This window comes from Dysgonomonas reticulitermitis (genome assembly GCF_054601275.1).
The window spans coordinates 147,832-167,525 of the sequence record NZ_BAAHWU010000002.1; the positions used below are offsets into that span (position 1 = coordinate 147,832).

18 protein-coding genes and 1 pseudogene are annotated in these 19,694 nt (G+C 41.3%); 17 read left to right on the forward strand and 2 right to left on the reverse strand.

Annotated elements, in window-relative coordinates; translation table 11 throughout:
* Positions 1–115: 115 nt before the first annotated feature.
* From ACYPZI_RS01675 to ACYPZI_RS01725, 11 genes are all read left to right on the forward strand, one after another.
* Complete coding sequence (locus tag ACYPZI_RS01675; RefSeq protein WP_459597975.1) at positions 116–1,192, forward strand: LacI family DNA-binding transcriptional regulator; 1,077 nt, start codon at positions 116–118, stop codon at positions 1,190–1,192.
* Between the two features lie 28 nt (positions 1,193–1,220).
* A complete protein-coding gene (locus tag ACYPZI_RS01680; RefSeq protein ID WP_459597977.1) occupies positions 1,221–2,036 on the forward strand; it encodes an SDR family oxidoreductase in 816 nt (271 codons plus the stop codon).
* Positions 2,037–2,108: 72 nt separating this feature from the next.
* Positions 2,109–3,281 carry a mannonate dehydratase gene (gene uxuA, locus ACYPZI_RS01685; protein WP_459597979.1) on the forward strand — a complete coding sequence of 391 codons (1,173 nt, stop codon included), beginning with the start codon at positions 2,109–2,111 and terminating at the stop codon, positions 3,279–3,281.
* A gap of 98 nt (positions 3,282–3,379) precedes the next feature.
* Positions 3,380–4,786 (forward strand): glucuronate isomerase, encoded by a 1,407-nt coding sequence (gene uxaC / locus ACYPZI_RS01690; protein WP_459597981.1) that lies wholly within the window; start codon positions 3,380–3,382, stop codon positions 4,784–4,786.
* Positions 4,787–4,813: 27 nt separating this feature from the next.
* Positions 4,814–5,656, forward strand: coding sequence for a 5-dehydro-4-deoxy-D-glucuronate isomerase (gene kduI, locus ACYPZI_RS01695; protein ID WP_459597983.1), 843 nt, complete (start codon positions 4,814–4,816; stop codon positions 5,654–5,656).
* A 33-nt stretch (positions 5,657–5,689) separates the two neighbouring features.
* Complete coding sequence (locus ACYPZI_RS01700) at positions 5,690–6,850, forward strand: DUF4861 family protein (RefSeq protein ID WP_459597985.1); 1,161 nt, start codon at positions 5,690–5,692, stop codon at positions 6,848–6,850.
* Positions 6,851–6,947: 97 nt separating this feature from the next.
* Complete coding sequence (locus ACYPZI_RS01705; RefSeq protein ID WP_459597986.1) at positions 6,948–7,985, forward strand: PfkB family carbohydrate kinase; 1,038 nt, start codon at positions 6,948–6,950, stop codon at positions 7,983–7,985.
* A gap of 96 nt (positions 7,986–8,081) precedes the next feature.
* The gene (locus tag ACYPZI_RS01710; protein ID WP_459597988.1) at positions 8,082–8,876 is read left to right on the forward strand and encodes a gluconate 5-dehydrogenase; all 795 of its coding nucleotides are present in this window, start codon (positions 8,082–8,084) and stop codon (positions 8,874–8,876) included.
* A gap of 124 nt (positions 8,877–9,000) precedes the next feature.
* Positions 9,001–9,357 (forward strand): four helix bundle protein, encoded by a 357-nt coding sequence (locus tag ACYPZI_RS01715; RefSeq protein ID WP_459597990.1) that lies wholly within the window; start codon positions 9,001–9,003, stop codon positions 9,355–9,357.
* A 31-nt stretch (positions 9,358–9,388) separates the two neighbouring features.
* A complete protein-coding gene (locus ACYPZI_RS01720) occupies positions 9,389–10,060 on the forward strand; it encodes a bifunctional 4-hydroxy-2-oxoglutarate aldolase/2-dehydro-3-deoxy-phosphogluconate aldolase (protein WP_459597992.1) in 672 nt (223 codons plus the stop codon).
* Between the two features lie 10 nt (positions 10,061–10,070).
* Entirely contained in the window at positions 10,071–11,651 is a 1,581-nt protein-coding gene (locus ACYPZI_RS01725; RefSeq protein WP_459597994.1) for an MFS transporter, read from the forward strand.
* Positions 11,652–11,728: 77 nt separating this feature from the next.
* Here the strand turns inward: ACYPZI_RS01725 and ACYPZI_RS01730 are convergent, their stop codons facing one another.
* Positions 11,729–13,222, reverse strand: a complete 1,494-nt coding sequence (locus tag ACYPZI_RS01730; protein ID WP_459597996.1) for a helicase HerA-like domain-containing protein — start codon at positions 13,220–13,222, stop codon at positions 11,729–11,731.
* Between the two features lie 198 nt (positions 13,223–13,420).
* On the opposite strand from ACYPZI_RS01730, the gene ACYPZI_RS01735 reads away from it, so the two are divergent.
* Positions 13,421–14,743 (forward strand): hypothetical protein, encoded by a 1,323-nt coding sequence (locus ACYPZI_RS01735; protein WP_459597998.1) that lies wholly within the window; start codon positions 13,421–13,423, stop codon positions 14,741–14,743.
* Positions 14,744–15,582: 839 nt separating this feature from the next.
* Here ACYPZI_RS01735 and ACYPZI_RS01740 read toward each other — a convergent pair.
* Positions 15,583–16,914 (reverse strand): PhoH family protein, encoded by a 1,332-nt coding sequence (locus ACYPZI_RS01740; protein WP_459598000.1) that lies wholly within the window; start codon positions 16,912–16,914, stop codon positions 15,583–15,585.
* 163 nt (positions 16,915–17,077) lie between these two features.
* Here ACYPZI_RS01740 and kdsA point away from each other — a divergent pair, with 163 nt between their 5' ends.
* The 5 genes and pseudogenes from kdsA to ACYPZI_RS01765 form a co-directional block, all read left to right on the forward strand.
* Positions 17,078–17,878 (forward strand): 3-deoxy-8-phosphooctulonate synthase, encoded by an 801-nt coding sequence (gene kdsA / locus ACYPZI_RS01745; RefSeq protein WP_459598002.1) that lies wholly within the window; start codon positions 17,078–17,080, stop codon positions 17,876–17,878.
* A complete protein-coding gene (locus tag ACYPZI_RS01750; protein WP_459598004.1) occupies positions 17,875–18,585 on the forward strand; it encodes a 2-phosphosulfolactate phosphatase in 711 nt (236 codons plus the stop codon). Before kdsA ends, ACYPZI_RS01750 begins: the two co-directional genes overlap by 4 nt.
* Before the next feature lie 54 nt (positions 18,586–18,639).
* Positions 18,640–19,005, forward strand: a complete 366-nt coding sequence (locus tag ACYPZI_RS01755) for a YraN family protein (RefSeq protein ID WP_459598006.1) — start codon at positions 18,640–18,642, stop codon at positions 19,003–19,005.
* A gap of 6 nt (positions 19,006–19,011) precedes the next feature.
* On the forward strand, positions 19,012–19,383 hold the full coding sequence (locus ACYPZI_RS01760) for an MmcQ/YjbR family DNA-binding protein (RefSeq protein ID WP_459598008.1): 372 nt from the start codon (positions 19,012–19,014) through the stop codon (positions 19,381–19,383).
* Positions 19,380–19,670, forward strand: a pseudogene (locus ACYPZI_RS01765) (MmcQ/YjbR family DNA-binding protein); the annotation flags it as partial. The gene ACYPZI_RS01760 and the pseudogene ACYPZI_RS01765, both read left to right, overlap by 4 nt.
* Positions 19,671–19,694 lie beyond the last annotated feature (24 nt).

Below are 19,694 nucleotides of genomic sequence, written 5' to 3' on the forward strand. Positions count from 1 at the left end.
AAATAATTAAATTGTTTTCATTATAAAATGTGTGCGCACACATTGCGAAATCAAAAGAAAGAATTACTTTTGTATATGTGTTCGCACACAGAAATAAAAGAATTCTTAACCTGGTATGAATAAAAATCCTAATATCCGAATTGTCGATATTGCGCAAATGGCTGGAGTATCCCCGGGTACAGTAGACAGAGTATTGCACAACAGAGGGCGGGTATCTCCGGAAAAGAGAGAGAAAGTAGAGAAAATATTGAAGGAGATCAATTACGAGCCCAATATGGTTGCCCGTTTCCTTGCTTCGAAAAAAAATTACAGATTAGCATCTATTACCCCAACCTTCTCATCCGGTGACTACTGGGCATTGGTTTGCGATGGTATAGACAGAGCTACCAGCGAACTGAAAAAATTTAATATAACCTTAGAATATTTTCGTTTCAACCAATATGACAGAAATTCTTTTTTCAAAGCTGTCGATGAATTCAGGCAAAAAGAATTTGACGGTGTATTGATAGCGACTCTTTTCGGGGAACATATTGTAAGCCTGTCCCGGGAACTGGATGAAAAGGAAATACCGTATATCTACATAGATTCCGGTATATCAGGAGAAAATGATCTTGCTTACTTTGGAGGAGACTCTTTTGGCAGCGGAAATATTGCCGCTAAACTCTTGTTGAAAGAAGTAGGATTCGAAGCAGATATTTTTTTCGCTCACATACGATTCAAATATCATGAAATATCTGTACAAATGAAAACACGTGAGCAGGGTTTTATGGATTGTTTAAGCAGAGTTGGTTATTCGGGAAATATCCATCATATAGAGGTTGACCCTGATGATTATGCCGCGAGCCTGAATCAGCTTAAGTATATTATCAGTAAAAGTCCGGGCTTAGTGGGGGGAATCGTATTGAACTCACGTATCTATGAACTAATATCCTTAATGGAAAAACTGGACGAATCCTTAAGGAAGAAAGTCAGGCTGATAGGTCACGATGCCATAGAACGTAATGTGAGAGCGTTAAAAAACGAACAGATATCTTATATATTATCGCAGCGACCCGAATTACAGGGTTATGATGCTATCAAGGCATTGGGGAACTACCTGCTATTTAAGCAGAAGCCTGAAAAAACAAACCATATGCCTATCGATATTCTGATAAAAGAAAATATCGACTATTACAACAATTACAAATTGTGAGAAAATCTAACCAAAACATATTTATTAAATGAAAACTAATCTATTTTGCATTGAAGGAAAAGTCGTTGTATTGACAGGCGGCTGTGGAATCTTGGGTTCCGACATGTCGCAATATCTGGCAAAGCAGGGAGCTAAAGTAGTTATTCTGGACAGAGCGAAAGACAAAGGAGAAGAACTGGCGGCTAAAATCAAATCGGAAGGCGGCGATGCTTTGTTTCTGGTAACAGATGTACTGAATAAAGAAACATTGGAAGATAACAGAAATGAAATTATTAAAGCATACGGGAAGATAGATGTACTTGTAAATGCCGCCGGAGGTAATATGCCGGGTGCAACGATTGCTCCCGACAAAACAATTTTTGACCTGGAAATAGATGCCTTCAAAAAAGTAGTTGATTTGAATCTTTTCGGGACAGTGCTTCCTACTATGGTATTCGCAAAGGCAATGGTCGACAATGGTGCAGGCAATATAATCAACATCGCGTCCGAATCGGCACTTCGTCCCTTAACCCGTGTTGCAGGTTACGGAGCTGCAAAAGCAGCAGTAGCCAACTTTACAAAATATATGGCAGGAGAATTGGCTCTTAAATTCGGAGAAAATTTCAGAGTAAACGCATTGGCTCCGGGATTCTTTATTACCGACCAGAATAGGGCTCTTTTGCTTAACCCGGATGGTTCTTATACCGACCGTTCAAAAACGATATTGGCGCATACACCTTATGGCCGTTTCGGCGAAGCGGATGAATTGTTAGGATCACTGCACTACTTGATAAGCGATGCGTCCAAATTTGTATCGGGTACTATACTCGTTATAGATGGCGGGTTCGATTCATTCTCTATATAACAATTAGCAAATTCGGAAATTAGCATATTAATTTTCAAATTAGTACATTTTCAAATTTTCAAATTGGTTTTTATGATATTAAGTGAACAAACATGGCGCTGGTACGGACCGAATGATCCCGTGGCGCTTTCAGATATAGCTCAGGCAGGAGCAACAGGTATCGTTACAGCTCTTCATCACATCAAAAACGGTGAAGTATGGACTGTGGAGGAAATACAGAAACGAGTGGATATGATCGAAGAAGCCGGTCTTACATGGTCGGTAGTGGAAAGTATCCCTGTACATGAACATATTAAGACACAAGAAGGTAACTACAAACAATATATTGAAAACTATAAAGAGAGTATCCGCAATCTGGCTAAATGCGGGGTAATGATCGTTACTTACAACTTCATGCCGGTATTGGACTGGACACGCACCGACTTGGCTTATACAATGCCCGACGGCTCTAAAGCTTTACGTTTCGAACGTGCTGCTTTCATGGCTTTCGAACTGTTTATCCTGAAACGTCCGGGAGCAGAAAAAGAATATTCTGCCGAAGATATAGCCAAAGCCAAAGCCCGTTACGAAGAAATGACGCAGGCTGATAAAGACCTGCTTATACGCAATATGATCGCCGGACTTCCGGGAGCAGAGGAAAGCTTCACCCTCGAAGAATTTCAGGCTCAACTTGACAGATACAACGGTATCGACGCAGAGAGATTGAGAAAGAATCTGATCGGGTTTGTCAGCGAAATAGCACCTGTTGCCGACGAGGTAGGAGTGGTACTTGCCATACATCCGGACGATCCTCCATATCCGATTCTTGGATTGCCACGTATTTTAAGCACAGAAGCTGATTTCAATAAATTGGTAGAAGCCGTGCCGAATAAATCCAACGGTCTTTGTTTCTGTACAGGATCATTTGGAGTAAGGGCAGATAACGATCTTCCTGATATGATCAAGCGTTTGGGCGACAGGGTGAATTTTGTTCACTTACGTTCTACTCAACGCGATGCAGAAGGTAACTTCTACGAAGCAAATCACTTGGAAGGCGATGTGGATATGTACGGTGTAATGAAAGGCTTCCTCGAAGTACAGCAGAAACGTAATATTTCTATTCCTTTCCGTCCCGATCACGGACATCAGATGATAGACGATTTGCATAAGAAAACAAACCCCGGATACTCTTGTATCGGACGGTTGAGAGGTTTAGCTGAATTAAGAGGACTCGAACTTGGAATAGCAAAAACATTATATAAATAATAACGAGCTGTTAGCTATTAGCTGTTAGCCATTAGCAGACCAAACAATGTCAATGTTAAGGCTAAAAGCTGGAAGCTAAAGGCTAAAAGCTTAAAACGATGAAACATTTTTTAGACGATAACTTCGTATTACAGAACGAAACAGCACAAGAACTGTATCACGAACATGCCAAGAGCCTGCCTATCATAGACTATCACTGTCATCTTGATCCGAAACTGATTGCTGAGGATTATAAATTTGATAATCTGGGTGAAATATGGCTCGGGGGCGATCATTATAAGTGGCGTGCTATGCGTACCAATGGCGTGGATGAGCGTTTTTGTACAGGTAAAGATACCGGCGATTGGGAAAAGTTTGAAAAATGGGCTGAGACTGTACCGTACACCATGCGCAATCCATTGTATCACTGGACGCATCTTGAGCTAAAAACAGCTTTTGGTGTAACAAAATTATTAAAACCGGAAACCGCAAGAGAGATATTCGACGAATGTACAGCCAAGTTGCGTACTCCCGAATTTTCTGCTCGTGGCCTGATGAAGCATTATAATGTTGAGGTTGTCTGTACAACAGACGATCCGGTAGATTCTTTGGAATATCATTTAGCTCTCAAGAAAGAAGGTTTTTCTGTGAAAGTATTACCAACATGGCGTCCCGATAAAGCGATGGCTGTGGAAGTACCTGCTGCTTTCCGTGCCTATGTAGAAAAGCTATCGGAAGTATCGGGCATAGCTATCAGCAAATTCGCCGATCTGATTACAGCTCTTCGCAACCGTCACGACTTTTTTGCCAGCGTAGGTTGTAAGTTGTCGGATCATGGTATCGAAGAATTTTACGCAGAAGATTATACGCAGGCCGAGATTGACGCTATATTCAATAAAGTTTACGGCGGACAAGAATTATCTCATGCAGAGATAATCAAGTTCAAATCGGCAATGCTGGTCGAAGGCGCTATCATGGACTGGGAAAAAGGCTGGACACAACAGTTCCACTACGGAGCAATCCGGAATAATAATACCCGCCTGTTCAGGCAGCTAGGCCCCGATACAGGATTCGATTCCATCGGAGATTTCACCGTAGCCAAGGCTATGTCCAAATTCTTCGACAGACTGGACACTGACAACAAACTGGCGAAGACAATCATTTACAACCTCAATCCTCGTGATAACGATATGATTGCGACCATGATCGGAAACTTCCAGGATGGTTCTGTCGCAGGAAAGATACAGTTCGGTTCGGGCTGGTGGTTCCTCGACCAGAAAACAGGAATGGAAGCGCAAATGAACTCGTTGTCTAATCTGGGATTATTAAGTCGCTTTGTAGGTATGCTGACAGACTCGCGCAGTTTCTTGTCATACCCTCGTCACGAATATTTCCGCCGGATATTATGTAACCTGATCGGCACAGACATAGAACAAGGCTTATTGCCATATTCCGAGTTACCGTTCCTGGGCAAACTGGTTGAAAATGTATCGTATTACAATGCGAAAAACTTTTTTAAATTTTAAAGATCAATTTTTAAACGATAAAAAACAATGAAAACTGTTATTGAAGAACGTTGGGGTACGCACCCCGATGATGTAAAGAAGTACGACACCACTCAATTGAGAAAAGAATTTCTGGTGGAAAAACTTTTCGAGGCGGATAGTGTTCTGATGACTTACACTCATAACGACCGTCTGATAATTGGTGGCGCACTACCGGTAAAAGAAAATCTTAAGCTGGAAACAGTAGACCTGGTTCGCTCGGAATATTTCTGCGAAAGACGCGAACTTGGAGTCATTTGTATCGAAGGCGAAGGTGTTCTTTCGGTAGATGGCAAAGACTACAATATGGGATTTAAAGATGCCGTATATGTAGGTCGCGGATCGAAAGAAATTATCTTCAAAAGTAAAGATGCTTCTAAACCTGCTAAATATTATTTTGCTTCTTCTCCTGCTCATAAAGAATATCCGACAGCGCAAATAACATCTGAAATGCGTCGCACAAGAGATTTAGGAGCTCCGGCTACATCAAACGAGCGTTTGTTGAACCAACTCATTCTAAGCGAAATAGTTCCTTGCTGCCAGTTGCAAATGGGTATGACAGAACTGAAAGAAGGAAGTGTTTGGAATACAATGCCTCCTCACACGCATTCGCGCCGTATGGAAGCCTACTTCTATTTCAAAGTTCCGCAAAACCAGGCTGTATGTCATTTTATGGGACAACCGCAAGAGACCCGTCACATCTTTATGGGCAACGAGCAGGCTGTCATCTCTCCTTCATGGTCTATACACTCGGCTGCCGGAACAAGTAACTATACATTCATTTGGGCAATGTGTGGCGAAAACCTTGATTATGATGATATGGACACTTTCACTGCTGATAAACTGCGTTAAGCATTAAAAGAAACTATAAAATTAAATCGAAAAATGAAGAATATTATATTAGTACTTTTCTCTGTTGTTTTTCTGGCTTCATGCTCGTCAAACAAGGAAATGCAAATAACCATAGAGAACCCAAGCAACTTTGACCGTTTGACAGAAGTAATCGAAATTCCGATCGATAGCATCAAAAATAAAGTCGCATTAAAAGACAGCGCTGTTTATGTTGTTAAAAACAGTATTGGTGAAGTGATCCCTTCTCAGGTAACATATGACAGAAAACTTATCTTCCAACCGGAAGTGAAAGCGAATGAATCAAAAACATTCACTATATCGACTGATACAGCCCGTACATATCCGGCTAAAACATTCGGCCGTTTAGTTACCGAACGTAAGGACGACTTTGCGTGGGAAAACGACCGTGTGGCTTTCCGTGTCTACGCGCAGACTTTGATACCAACAGACGGTCCCAGCAATGGCTTGGATATTTGGTACAAACGGACGAATGATCTGATTATCGACAAATGGTACGAAGCCGATCTGGCAGGAAAAGCGTCTTATCATAATGATAATGGCGAAGGGCTCGACAACTACGATGTTAAGAGAAGTCTTGGCGCAGGTGCTATGGCGCCGTATGTAAACGGTAAATTGTGGCTAAACGATAACTTCGTTTCGGATGAAGTTTTGGATAACGGCCCTCTACGTACAACATTCAAGCTTACATACAACGATATAGATGTAGACGGCAAGAAATACAGCGAAAGCCGTACTTTCTCTATCGACGCAGGCTCGCAACTGACAAAAGTTGTACAGGCTTACGGTATCAACGAGCCTATGCAGGTAGCTGCCGGCATAGTACAACGCCCGAATGCCGATTCTACAGCTACCATTGCAGATAATAAAGGATATATTATATCTGCCGAACCAAAAACGAATAAGGCCGAAGGTATTTATGTTGCTGTGGTTTTTCCCGAAGGTATAAGCGAAAGCGTTGCTAATACGTATGAAATACAAAACGATAAGACTAAGAAAACCGATAAATATTCTCATGTGCTGGCAGTAACTACCCAGCAACCTAAAAAGCCTGTAACTTATTACACCGGATACGGTTGGGCTAAATTTGGTTTTCCTACAGTCGGCGATTTTGAGAAGTATATTCAAAATTTCTCTGAAAGTTTGAAACAGCCACTAGTTATAAAATACAAATAAAATAATAAACCGGCCACCCCAACCCCTCCGAGGGAGGGGCCATTTCCTCCCCAATGGAGGTTAGGAGGGGCTTTAACTTGTAATTAATAAAAGAATAATGAAAAAAGTTGTAACATTCGGCGAGATAATGTTGCGTTTAGCAACTCCCGGATATCAAAGATTTATTCAATCGACAAACCTTAACGCTACATTTGGTGGAGGTGAAGCCAACGTAGCCGTATCCCTTTCAAATTATGGTATTCCTACCGAATTTGTTACCCGTTTGCCTAAAAACGATATAGCTGAATGGTGCATTTCTGATCTGCGTAAATACAATGTAGGGGTAAATAATATACTAAGAGGTGGCGACCGTGTAGGAATCTATTTCTTGGAAACAGGAGCTGTAGCCCGTGCTTCTAAAGTAGTTTATGACAGAGCCGAATCGGCTATTGCTCAGATCAAACCGGGCATGGTCGATTGGAAAGAAATCTTCAAAGATGCTCAATGGTTCCATTGGACAGGTATTACTCCGGCTCTTTCTCAGGGTGCGGCAGATGCATGTTTGGAAGCGATTAAGGTAGCTAATGAAATGGGCGTAACCGTATCTACAGACCTTAACTATCGTAAGAATCTTTGGAAATATGGCAAAACAGCTTCTGAAATTATGCCTGCTTTGGTAGAAGGCTGCGATATTATATTAGGAAATGAGGAAGATGCTGAAAAAGTATTTGGAATCAAACCTGAGGGCTTCGACGTAGCCCACACAGGAGGAGAAGTGGATGCAGCTGAATTCGAATCTGTTTGTACACAGATGATGAAACGTTTTCCCCGTGCAAAAAAGGTGATAGTTACACTTCGCGGATCTATCAATGCTAACCACAACACATGGGGCGGATGCTTGTATTCCGATAAACTATATCAATCTAAGAGATACGACATTACACACATTGTAGACCGTGTAGGTGGTGGCGATTCATTTATGGGCGGTCTCATTTATGGTCTGATTTCTTATCCGTCTGACGACCAAAAGGCTTTGGAATTTGCAGTAGCTGCATCCTGCCTTAAACATACTGTTTACGGGGACTATAATCTGGTTACAGCAGCCGAAGTAGAAAACCTTATGAAAGGCGACGGTTCGGGTCGTGTATCGAGATAAATTAATTAGCAAATTTGGAAATATGCCAATGTGCCAATTAGCGCAAAGCGATCATTTTCAAATCTTCGAATTTTCAAATTAACAAATTAAAATATTATGCAAAATCAATTTTCATTAAACGGTAAAGTCGCTCTGGTTACAGGAGCTTCTTACGGTATAGGTTTTGCCATTGCTTCGGCATTGGCAGACGCAGGCGCTACAATTGTTTTTAACGATCTGAAACAGGAATTTGTAGATAAAGGCTTGGCTGCATATAAAGAAGCAGGTATAAAAGCCAATGGTTATGTATGCGATGTAACAAACGAAGATCAGGTAAATGCCATGGTAGCGCAGATAGAAAAAGAGGTAGGTGTTATTGATATTCTGGTAAACAATGCCGGTATTATCAAGCGTGTTCCTATGCACGAAATGCCAGCTTCTGAATTTCGCCAAGTAATAGATGTCGACCTGAATGCACCTTTCATCGTGTCTAAGGCTGTACTTCCTGGCATGATGAAAAAAAGGGCAGGAAAGATCATTAATATCTGTTCGATGATGAGCGAACTAGGTCGCGAAACAGTTTCTGCATATGCAGCTGCTAAAGGCGGTCTGAAAATGCTTACACGCAATATCGCTTCCGAATATGGAGAATACAATATTCAATGCAACGGTATCGGACCAGGCTATATTGCAACCCCGCAAACAGCTCCTCTTCGCGAACCACAAGCAGACGGGTCCCGTCATCCGTTCGACTCATTCATTATAGCTAAGACTCCTGCTGCACGTTGGGGAAATCCGGAAGACCTTTCAGGGCCAGCTGTGTTCCTTGCATCTAATGCATCGGACTTTGTCAATGGACACGTTCTTTATGTGGACGGAGGTATCCTGGCTTATATCGGCAAACAACCATAATTAAATAACAATATTATTGAACAGCAAGTAGGTATGGCTCATAACCATTGTTTTTATTGATCTTTTTTAATATACATATCTACTTGTCTGTTTAGTAATTAAGAAAAATTAATAATGAAGAATTATGGCTTCTGACTCTGTATTAAATACGAAAAGTTATGCTTTTGCAATTCGCATAGTAAAACTCTCGCAACTACTACAAAAAGAAAAGTCAGAGTTTGTTCTGTCAAAGCAAATATTACGTAGTGGAACCTCTGTTGGTGCGTTAATCAGAGAGTCGGAATATGGACAAAACAAAGCTGATTTTATAAACAAATTAAGCATTGCTCTTAAAGAAGCCCATGAAACAGATTATTGGATTGCTTTACTACGTGATACAGGATATTTGGAAGATAAATTATCAATGAGTTTATTGACTGATTGTAGTGAGTTGAAAGCATTATTAATTTCATCAATTAAAACACTAAAGAATAATTTATAATTTTTCATTCTTAATTCTTAATTAAAAATATATGGCACGATTTTCAAGAATTAAAGCCTGCCAGGTAATGGCAGAGACCGGAATGGTTCCGGTTTTCTATCACGCTGACCTCGAAGTTGCAAAACAGGTTGTAAAAGCCTGTTATCTTGGAGGAGTAAGAGCCTTTGAATTTACTAACAGAGGCGATTTCGCTCACGAAATCTTCGGTGAATTAAATAAATGGGCAGCAAAAGAATGCCCGGAAATGATATTGGGTATTGGCTCCATTGTCGATGCAGGTACAGCATCATTGTTCCTGCAATTGGGGGCAAGTTTTGTAGTAGGTCCATTGCTTAACCCCGATATCTTTAAAGTATGTAACCGCCGTCAGGTAGCATATATTCCGGGTTGTGGTTCGGTATCCGAAATTGGTTATGCTCAGGAACTGGGCGCAGAAGTAGTAAAAGTATTCCCTGCCGGAAATGTGGGTGGCCCTTCTTTTGTTAAAAACGTAAAGGCTCCGATGCCTTGGACCAGTATTATGGTTACAGGTGGTGTGGAACCGACAGAAGAAAATCTCACAAAATGGTTCGATGCAGGAGTTACCTGTGTCGGCATGGGATCTAACCTCTTCCCGAAAGATGTTCTTGCAGCAAAAGATTGGGGTAAGATAACTCAAATGTGCAAAGATGCTCTAGCCATCATAGAAAAAGCTAAAACTTAAATAAAAACCTATGAATAATACCGGAAAAAGTAAAATGACAAATTACAGGTGGGCCATTTGCGGCATGTTGTTTTTTGCCACCTTAGTTAATTACATGGACAGGCAAGTGCTGTCTCTTACATGGGAAGGCTTTATTGCCCCCGAATTTCACTGGACAAACAAAAGTTACGGACTAATAACAGGACTATTCTCACTGTTTTACGCAGTCAGCATGCTTTTTGCAGGCCGCTTTGTCGATTGGATGGATACAAAAAAGGGCTTCCTTTGGTCGATCGGTATTTGGTCGGTTGGTGCTGTATTACATGCATTTTGCGGTATTGCAACATCGGGGATCATGACGGGAGAATGGTTTGTTGGATTTGCAGGAGCAAAGGAAGCCATCGCTACTGTTAGCGATGTCGGTATGATAATCAATGTGAGCGTCACCCTCTTTATATTCGCGCGGTTGGTTCTGGCCATTGGGGAGGCTGGTAATTTCCCTGCTGCAATCAAGGCCACAGCAGAATATTTTCCTAAAAAAGACCGTGCCTACGCAACCTCTATCTTCAATGCCGGATCTACAATCGGCGCATTATTGGCGCCACTTTGTATCCCATTATTAGCACAGCATTGGGGCTGGGAAATGGCATTTATAATCATCGGTGCATTAGGCTTCGTTTGGATGGGCTTCTGGATTTTCATCTACAAAAAACCGGAAGAACATCCTAAGGTAAATAAGCTAGAACTGGAATATATTCTTTCGGACGACAAAGAAGAAACAGCAACTTCAACTCCTATCAAAGAAAAGACCTCGTTCTTACAATGTTTCAAGTACCGGCAAACTTGGGCGTTTGCCTTCGGAAAATTTATGACTGACGGCGTTTGGTGGTTCTACCTGTTTTGGGCACCGGCCTATTTGTCGCAAGTTTATGGGTTGAAACTCAACAATGCCGGCGATTCGCGCGGAATGATAGCACTTGCGGTTCTGTATCTAATCGTTATGCTGTCGTTGTATGGTGGTAAGTTACCGGGTATAATTATCGGAAAAACAGGAAAAAACCCTTATGCAGCACGCATGCAGGCGATGTTGATTTTCGCGTTTTTCCCGCTTCTGGTACTTCTTGCACAACCGCTCGGACATATTTCCTATTGGATTCCGGTAGTACTGATCGGTATTGCAGGTGCAGCACATCAATCGTGGTCGGCCAATATTTTCTCTACGGTGGGAGACATGTTCCCTAAAAAAGCTATTGCTACTATCACAGGTATTGGCGGTATGGCAGGTGGTATAGGCTCTTTAATTATTCAATTTGGTGCAGGATGGCTGTTCGACTTCACTCAAAAAAACTGGAGTACTATAAATGGACAAGTTCTTCTTGAAAAATATCCTCAGTTCCAAAACCAAGAAACAGCAGATGCTTTATTAAAAGAGCATGGTGTAAAAAACATTGGAGAATTTTTTAAAGTTCTGGAAACAACCGGAGATACCGTAGTAAACGGGATAAATTCGGGATATATGATTATTTTCTCAGTTTGTGCAGTTGCTTATCTGATAGGATGGATTGTAATGAAGATATTGGTTCCTAAATATAAACCGATTACTGATTTGTAAAAATAGATTTTCTATATCAGATACTTCTATAATTAAAAGAGCGGCATGTTTTGATAAGCCGCTCTTTCATTTTAATATCATTTTTTCTTAAAAAAAGCAGTTAATAATTGCTTGCCGATAGGCACCACAACGGACGTCATCATTTTACCCCAAAAACGTTTGTTTTCAGTGGCCTTTTTCTGTTCCAGCTTTTCCTGCTCACGCTGCGCACGCTCTTGCTCTTTTTGAGCTTTAGCCTCCTCTTTAGCCTGAACCGCTTGTTCCTTTTCAGTCAGAGTCCCTTTCAACCGTTCGTTGAGCATTTCATATGCCGACTCTCTGTCTATAGCCTCTGCGTAATGCCTGTATAAAAGAGAGGTCTCCGTCATTTTCTTTCGTTCTTGCCCATCCAACGGCCCTATTTGTCCTTCCGGCGGAAGTATATAAGCACGCTCTACTTGATTGGGGCGTCCTTTTTCGTCAAGAAACGAAACAAGAGCTTCCCCTGTGCCCAGTTCCGAGATAGCTTGTTCTGTATCGAAAGCCGGATTAGCACGGAATGTCTGTGCAGCAACTTTCACAGCCTTCTGGTCTTTCGGGGTATAGGCACGAAGCGCGTGTTGTACGCGATTACCCAGCTGGCCAAGTACCGAATCGGGTATATCAGCAGGAGTTTGCGAAATGAAGTAGATACCGATACCTTTGGAGCGGATCAGACGAACCACTTGCTCTATCTTTTCCAGCAATGCCTTTGGGGCATCTGTAAATAGCAAATGTGCTTCATCAAAGAAGAATACCAATTTTGGCTTATCGGGATCTCCCACTTCCGGCATCACTTCAAACAATTTAGTCATTAGCCACATTAAGAATGTTGTATAAACCCGTGGCGAGTTCATAAGCTTGTCGGAAGCCAGAATGTTGATAACACCTTTCTCGCCGACTGTTTGTATCAGGTCATCGATATTCAGACTCGGCTCGCCGAAGAAATGGTCTCCGCCCTCTTGTTCCAGCGCTATCAGACCCCGTTGAATGGCTCCGATACTGGCAGTAGATATATTCCCGTAACTGGTAGTAAACCGGTTCGCATTGTTACCGGCATACTCCAATAACTTTTGTAAATCTTTCAGGTCGACAATTTCGAGCGATTCGTCCTTCGCTATTTTGAATATAATAGTAAGCACCGCCGATTGTGTATCGTTAAGAGATAATAAACGGCTCAAAAGCAACGGCCCCATGTCGGCTACCGTAGCTCGGATGGGCGCCCCCTGTTCGCCGAAAACGTCCCAAAATTGGACAGGAAAAGCCTGAAACTTAAATCCTTTATCGGCCAACTTATACGATTCAACGCGCTGAGTCACACTCTCCTTATTACCACCTGTGGCGGCAACTCCCGATAAATCACCCTTTACGTCGGCAGCAAACACAGGAACTCCCATTTGGCTGAACGTTTCAGCAAGAGTTTGCAATGTCACCGTTTTACCTGTACCCGTAGCTCCGGTAATCAGCCCGTGCCGGTTTGCCATTTTAGGAAACAGACATACTTCCGTTTCTCCTGATATGGCTACAAAAGATCTTTTTTCGTTATCAAACATTTTAGTGTATTTTAGTTATTTCATTCTACTATAAATAAAAGAAAAAAAGAATAAATTGTTCGTGAATATAAGAATTTTATTTGTTGTATAAATATTTATACCCCTGCTTTGTGCGGAAACTATCTACGATAGTTTCTATCGATAAAGATAGAAAAACTTCAGAATGATTTGAAGAAAGCTTATCTTTAGCAAAAAATATTGGATACGAAACGGAATATACAATTGTGGATAGAGGATAATCCTGTGAAAATAATTATTCTGACAGGCATTTTTATCCGTGTGCTGATAGCGATACTTTATCAGCATATAACCATGTACCCCGATAGCACAGGCTATGTTGACCTTGCCGGGCGTATCCTTAGTTTCGATTTTGCCGGATACCAAGGGGAACGTTCTCCGGGTTATCCCTTGCTGCTTGCAGTTACCAACATATCCTATTTATTTACAGTTGTTTTACAATCAGCATTAGGTATTGCCAGTCTGGTTCTTGTCTACAAAACGGCATTGATTATAGGCATAAATAAAAAGGTTACATTCTTCGCCTCTCTGGGATTATCGTGCTATATACCAATGGTGTTTTTCGAGTTTGCTATCCTGTCGGAAACACTGACTCTATTTACCATTACAGTTATCTTTTATCTGTATTTTTCCATCTGCTCATGTAAAAGTGAAATTTTCTACAATTGGCTACTCATTATAGCTTGCAGTTTTCTGGTGTTGATAAAACCATTTTACATTTTCCTGCCTGTTTTGCTGTTTGTATTCCTTTTCTTCAATCGCACTACAAAGAGAGAAATTCTTTTTAAGCATATATGCGTTGCTATTATCCCGATTACATTATTCCTGGGCTGGTCGTATGTAAACAGGGTAAATACAGGTTATTTTACATCTACTACTTTCTATGGATTCAACCTCGCCCAAAATTGCGTCAGCTTTGCAGAAAAAACAACACCCGAATATGCTGAAATAGGGTATATCTATGCCAAGTACAGAGACGAGATAAGCCCGGACAAAGAAATAGCCATGACTATTTGGGAAGCCGAACCGGAACTAAGAGAAAAGACAGGATTATCCTTTCCCGATTTGTCAGCGAAATTATACGATTACAGCATAGCTACCATAAAGGAAAACCCGGGAGATTACCTGAAGCAAGTATTTATATCATGGTGCGAGTTCTGGAAAACATCTCTCTATTGGGAATATGATAGTGTAGCCGTCCCGCATGCTAATGACATGATATTGTATGTGTGTTATGCAGAGCGGATCATTCTGCAATTGATAAAAATCCTGTTTGTGTTGCTGATTCCCTGCAATATAATAATAAGAACTGTCAAAGAAAAGAAGCTATCCCCTTCTCTTATTATATCGGGAATTGTCCTCACAGCATCTATCCTGCAAGCCTTGATAACTTACGGAACAAATTCCCGGTTTAGTTTTCCTTTCGAATTGTTGATTGCATTATCGGTAGTAGCTAATTGGGTAAGTTTTTGGAAAAGAAGCAACCTCCCCCTCTACAGTTAGCAGTAATCAGTAATCAGTCAACAAACTACTACTTTTTTTAACTAAAAAGTAACAAACTTCTACAGTAGTCAGTAGTCAGCGCTCAGAACTTAAAACTTAGAACTTAGAACTTAGAACTTAAAACTCGTAACTTTTTAACTAAAAAGTAACAAACTCCACACTCAATTAGCCATTAGCTGTTAGCCGTTAGCCCCTTGCTCGCGCGGCTACCCTCTTTGTCATCCTGACTGCAGGGAAGGATCCCGATCCCCGAGAGATAGGAGATGCTTCCTGTCGTCAGCATGACAAACCGGAATTTAACTAAAAAGTAACAAACTTCTACAGTTAGCAGTAGTTAGTAGTCAGTAGTCAGTAAACAGTCGACCTTTTCGTCATTGCGAACGGAGTGAAGCAATCCAGAGTATTGATTATTAATGGATTGCTTCGGGTAAACCCTCGCAATGACGTGCGACAGTCAGCAGTCAACAACTCGTACCTCGTATCTCGTCTACTCGTAACTTTTTAACTAAAAAGTAACAAACTTCTACAGTTAGCAGTAGTCAGTAGTAAGTAGTTAGTAGTTAGTAGTGAGCGCTCAGAACTTAGAACTTAAAACTCATAACTTTTTAACTAAAAAGTAACAAACTCCACACTCAATTAGCCATTAGCTGTTAGCTTATAGCCTTTGCCGCTTCGCGCCATTGTTGACTGTTGACTGTTGGCTGATGACTGTTGACTGTAACTGTCGCTTCGCGCCATTTGCTAATTTACAAATTTGCTAATTATCAAATTATCACTATATCTATAGATAAAACGAACGCCGGACAATGCCCCTATGCGGAGGCCAGGAGGGGCTGATTCTACAATAGCGTACTGGCTATCTCCGACAATTTGCTCCGCTCTCCTTTTACCAAATTTACGTGTGCAAATAAATCTTGCCCTGTCATTTTATCAATCATATAAGCCAACCCATTAGATTGTGCATCTAAGTAAGGAGAATCTATTTGCTGCAAATCCCCTGCAAATATCATTTTAGTCCCCTCCCCTGCCCGGGTAATAATTGTTTTTATTTCGTGTGGAGTCAAATTTTGCGCTTCATCGATGATACAAATCATTTCCGACAGGCTTCGTCCCCGTATATACGCCAGCGCTTCTATTTCCAGCTTTTTGCTGGCTTTCATTTCTTCTATATTCCGCGATTCAGGCCCTCCGAATGGAATATGATTTTTTATGACGAGCAAGTTATCGAACAATGGCTGCATATAAGGTGCTATTTTCTGCTTCTCGTCTCCGGGAAGGAATCCCAGTTCCTTATTGCTGAGAGCCACAATCGGGCGGGCAAGTAATATCTGGTCGAAACTTTCGCTTTGTTTCAAAGCCGAGGCCAATGCCAATAAAGTTTTACCTGTCCCGGCCTTACCCGTCAATGCTACAAGCTTTATTTCAGGATCTATCAGCACCTCAAGGGCAAAAGTCTGTTCGGCATTCCGGGGCTGTATACCATAACATATTTGCTTATCTATTTTCTTTATTTTCTTTGTGAACGGATTATACCTCGCCAATACACTTTTTTTCCCATTCTTCATCACGAAACATTCGTTCGGGTTGACAGATGTCTCAAGATCGAAAGCATCTATATCGACACCTACCGGATTGGCATATAGATCATCTATTAGTGTTGAACTTATATCAGAAAATGTTTTATGTTGTTTTTCAAATAAGAAAATATCCGGAACTTTATCATTTATATAATCCTCAGCCACTAGTCCGATGGCGCGGGCTTTCATTCTCAGGTTTATATCTTTTGTCACCAGAATGGTTTTCTCTCTCGGATTCCGTTCCGAAATATCCAGCACAGCCGACAAAATGCGATGATCGGGAGTTCTCTCCGGAAATGTATCGATAATCTTATTCTGCAATTTAGTATTGGCTTCTATAAAAAGATTACCCATACCACTACCGAGAGCTATTCCCTTCGTAAAAAGGTTGTCATCGGTTATTGCATCCAGCTGACGTAAAAATTCCCGTGCATTGTAATTTATCTGATCGTTCCCTTTTTTAAACTTGTCCAGTTCCTCGAGCACCACAATGGGAATATATACGTCATTTTCCTCGAAATTATCTAAACATCTGAAATCGTGTAATATTACATTCGTATCTAATACAAAGTTCTTTTTCTTACCTCTAGCCATAATATTTGAGTTTTATCGTAAACAATAAATATAGCGAAATTCATCTAATATCTAAGATATTTTATGAACAATTATGAAGTAAAAGCAGTTCTGTATTCCGGAAAATAGTTATAATATTTGTAACTTTGAAAAAGATTTAGAACTAATAATCAAACAAATAAAAATGAACATCTCTAATTTAATAAACGATAATTTTTTTCTATTAGCCGGTCCATGTGTTATAGAAGGGGAGGAAATGGCTCTGCGCATAGCCGAAAAAGCAAAAACAATCACCGACAAACTAAATATTCCTTACGTATTTAAGGGTTCATATAAAAAGGCGAACCGGTCGCGGGTCGATTCCTTCACAGGAATAGGCGACGAAAAAGCCCTGAAGATACTCCGCAAAGTAGGTGAAACATTTGGCATTCCCACAGTTACCGACATCCACGAAACACACGAAGCAGCTATGGCAGCCGAATATGTAGACGTTTTGCAGATTCCGGCATTTCTTTGCCGCCAAACAGATTTGTTGATAGCCGCAGCCCAAACAGGGAAAGTTGTGAATATAAAAAAAGGACAGTTCCTGGCGCCAAGCGGAATGCAATTTGCTGTACAAAAAGTAGTAGACTCGGGTAATAATAATGTAATAATTACAGATAGGGGAACAACTTTTGGCTATTCGGACCTTGTAGTCGATTTTCGCGGAATACCCGAAATGAAAGAATTTGGCTTTCCTGTGGTACTCGATGCCACCCATTGCCTGCAAAAACCAAATCAGGCATCAGGTGTGACAGGCGGACAGCCTCAACTTATAGAGACCATGTGTAAAGCCGGTATTGCAACAGGTGTAGACGGGCTGTTTATAGAAACCCATTTCGATCCGGCCAATGCAAAATCGGACGGGGCAAACATGCTCCCTCTCGATCAGCTGGAAGGACTGATGGTGAAACTAACCCGTATAAAAGCCGCATTAAAAGAATGAAAGTAGATATTTGCTTTTCTCCGGCTTTGTATCCCTATTATGCCGGTAACAATGCCGAACGCATCGTTATTGTCGTGGATATATTCAGGGCTACAACAACTATGTGCGCAGCCTTGAAGAACGGAGCAAGGAGCATCATACCTGTAGCTTCCATCGAGGAAGCCCAAGCTTACAAAGAAAAAGGCTTTCAGGTAGGAGCAGAGCGAAATGTCAGGCGTTGCGACTTTGCCGATTTTGGGAACTCCCCGTTCGACTATACGCCCGAAAAAGTAACAGGAAAAGATATTGTCTTTACTACAACGAACGGTACTCAAGCCATCGAAGCGGCCAGCGATTCGCACGCTCTTATCATAGGGGCGTTTTCAAATATCAGTGCTGTTACAGATTTTTGCATTGCCGCACAAAAGGACATCCTTGTTCTGTGTGCGGGCTGGAACAATCGTTTCAACATAGAAGATACATTGTATGCAGGAGCCGTTGCCAAAAGATTATTGGATAAAGGTTACACTTATGAGTCGGATGCAGTGGAAGTAGCTCTTGCGATGTGGAGAGACGCAACTCCTGGCTTGCGAAACTATATAAACCATACGGAGCATATTAAACGATTAGAGGCCAACAACCTGCAAGACTCGGTCGAATACTGTCTGACGGAGGATACGGTGAGCCTCGTACCGGTATATAATAAGAATATAAAAAATATATCTTAGGTACTTGGGCGATTGGCAAATTTTCATATTTTCAAATTAGCACATTAAAGAAATATGGCCGGACACAACGAACTTGGGAAAAAGGGTGAAGATGCCGCAGTACGTTATCTCCGGCAAAAGGGTTATGAGATATTGGAGCGAAACTGGGTTTATGAAAGGTATGAAATAGACATCATCGCCCGACATGAAGAGTTCATTGTCTTTGCAGAAGTAAAAACCCGAAGTTCAGACCAGTGGGGAAATCCCGAAGAGGCCGTCTCGAAAGGAAAGATAAAGCGGATTGTGGAAGCGGCGGATTTTTATCTGAATGTAAATGATATTGATCATCCCGCCCGGTTCGATATTGTAGCCGTTATATGGGATGGACAAAAATTTGAAATCGAGCATATTGACGATGCATTCCTGGCACCGGTGAATTAGAATATTATGAATATAGAAGAAGCAAGAGAAGCCTGCGTCTCCATAAAGGGAGCGACCGAATCTTTCCCTTTTGATGAAGACACGTTAGTATTTAAGGTAATGGATAAAATGTTCGCTTATATGGGGCTGGAAAGCCGGGATGGCGAACATTGGCTAAACCTGAAATGCGATCCCGAATATGCCATCGAACTAAGGGAGCATCATTCAGGAATACGTCCGGGGTATCATTCCAACAAAAAATATTGGAACACAATTGTGATAGGAGAAGTAAAGGACGACCTGATCAAAAAGCTGATACAACACTCGGTAGACGAAGTGATAAAGAAATTACCTAAGGTAAAACAAGCCGGATATAACGCCCTGAAAGACGAGCCATGAATATAGAGGAACTAAGAGAATATTGCTTGTCGATAAAAGGGAGTACCGAATCGCTGCCTTTTCTGAGGCATAATGTTTTGGTATTTAAAGTAATGGACAAGATGTTTGCTTACATTCCCCTGGAACCTAAGGACGGAGCATTTAAGGTAGATTTGAAATGCGATCCCCTTAAATCTGTCGAACTACGGGAAAAGTATACCGGAATAACGGAAACCGACTTTAAAACAGTGCTATGGAGTCTGGTATCTCTGGATAGTGATGTTCCCGACGACCTGATAAAAGAGCTTGTCCAACATTCGGCAGATGAGGTG

Coding starts and splice junctions, on each gene's coding strand:
- ACYPZI_RS01675 (WP_459597975.1), top strand. CDS start 116: ATGAATAAAAATCCTAATATCCGAATTGTCGATATTGCGCAAATGGCT.
- ACYPZI_RS01680 (WP_459597977.1), top strand. CDS start 1,221: ATGAAAACTAATCTATTTTGCATTGAAGGAAAAGTCGTTGTATTGACA.
- uxuA (WP_459597979.1), top strand. CDS start 2,109: ATGATATTAAGTGAACAAACATGGCGCTGGTACGGACCGAATGATCCC.
- uxaC (WP_459597981.1), top strand. CDS start 3,380: ATGAAACATTTTTTAGACGATAACTTCGTATTACAGAACGAAACAGCA.
- kduI (WP_459597983.1), top strand. CDS start 4,814: ATGAAAACTGTTATTGAAGAACGTTGGGGTACGCACCCCGATGATGTA.
- ACYPZI_RS01700 (WP_459597985.1), top strand. CDS start 5,690: ATGAAGAATATTATATTAGTACTTTTCTCTGTTGTTTTTCTGGCTTCA.
- ACYPZI_RS01705 (WP_459597986.1), top strand. CDS start 6,948: ATGAAAAAAGTTGTAACATTCGGCGAGATAATGTTGCGTTTAGCAACT.
- ACYPZI_RS01710 (WP_459597988.1), top strand. CDS start 8,082: ATGCAAAATCAATTTTCATTAAACGGTAAAGTCGCTCTGGTTACAGGA.
- ACYPZI_RS01715 (WP_459597990.1), top strand. CDS start 9,001: ATGGCTTCTGACTCTGTATTAAATACGAAAAGTTATGCTTTTGCAATT.
- ACYPZI_RS01720 (WP_459597992.1), top strand. CDS start 9,389: ATGGCACGATTTTCAAGAATTAAAGCCTGCCAGGTAATGGCAGAGACC.
- ACYPZI_RS01725 (WP_459597994.1), top strand. CDS start 10,071: ATGAATAATACCGGAAAAAGTAAAATGACAAATTACAGGTGGGCCATT.
- ACYPZI_RS01730 (WP_459597996.1), bottom strand. CDS start 13,222: ATGTTTGATAACGAAAAAAGATCTTTTGTAGCCATATCAGGAGAAACG.
- ACYPZI_RS01740 (WP_459598000.1), bottom strand. CDS start 16,914: ATGGCTAGAGGTAAGAAAAAGAACTTTGTATTAGATACGAATGTAATA.
- kdsA (WP_459598002.1), top strand. CDS start 17,078: ATGAACATCTCTAATTTAATAAACGATAATTTTTTTCTATTAGCCGGT.
- ACYPZI_RS01750 (WP_459598004.1), top strand. CDS start 17,875: ATGAAAGTAGATATTTGCTTTTCTCCGGCTTTGTATCCCTATTATGCC.
- ACYPZI_RS01755 (WP_459598006.1), top strand. CDS start 18,640: ATGGCCGGACACAACGAACTTGGGAAAAAGGGTGAAGATGCCGCAGTA.
- ACYPZI_RS01760 (WP_459598008.1), top strand. CDS start 19,012: ATGAATATAGAAGAAGCAAGAGAAGCCTGCGTCTCCATAAAGGGAGCG.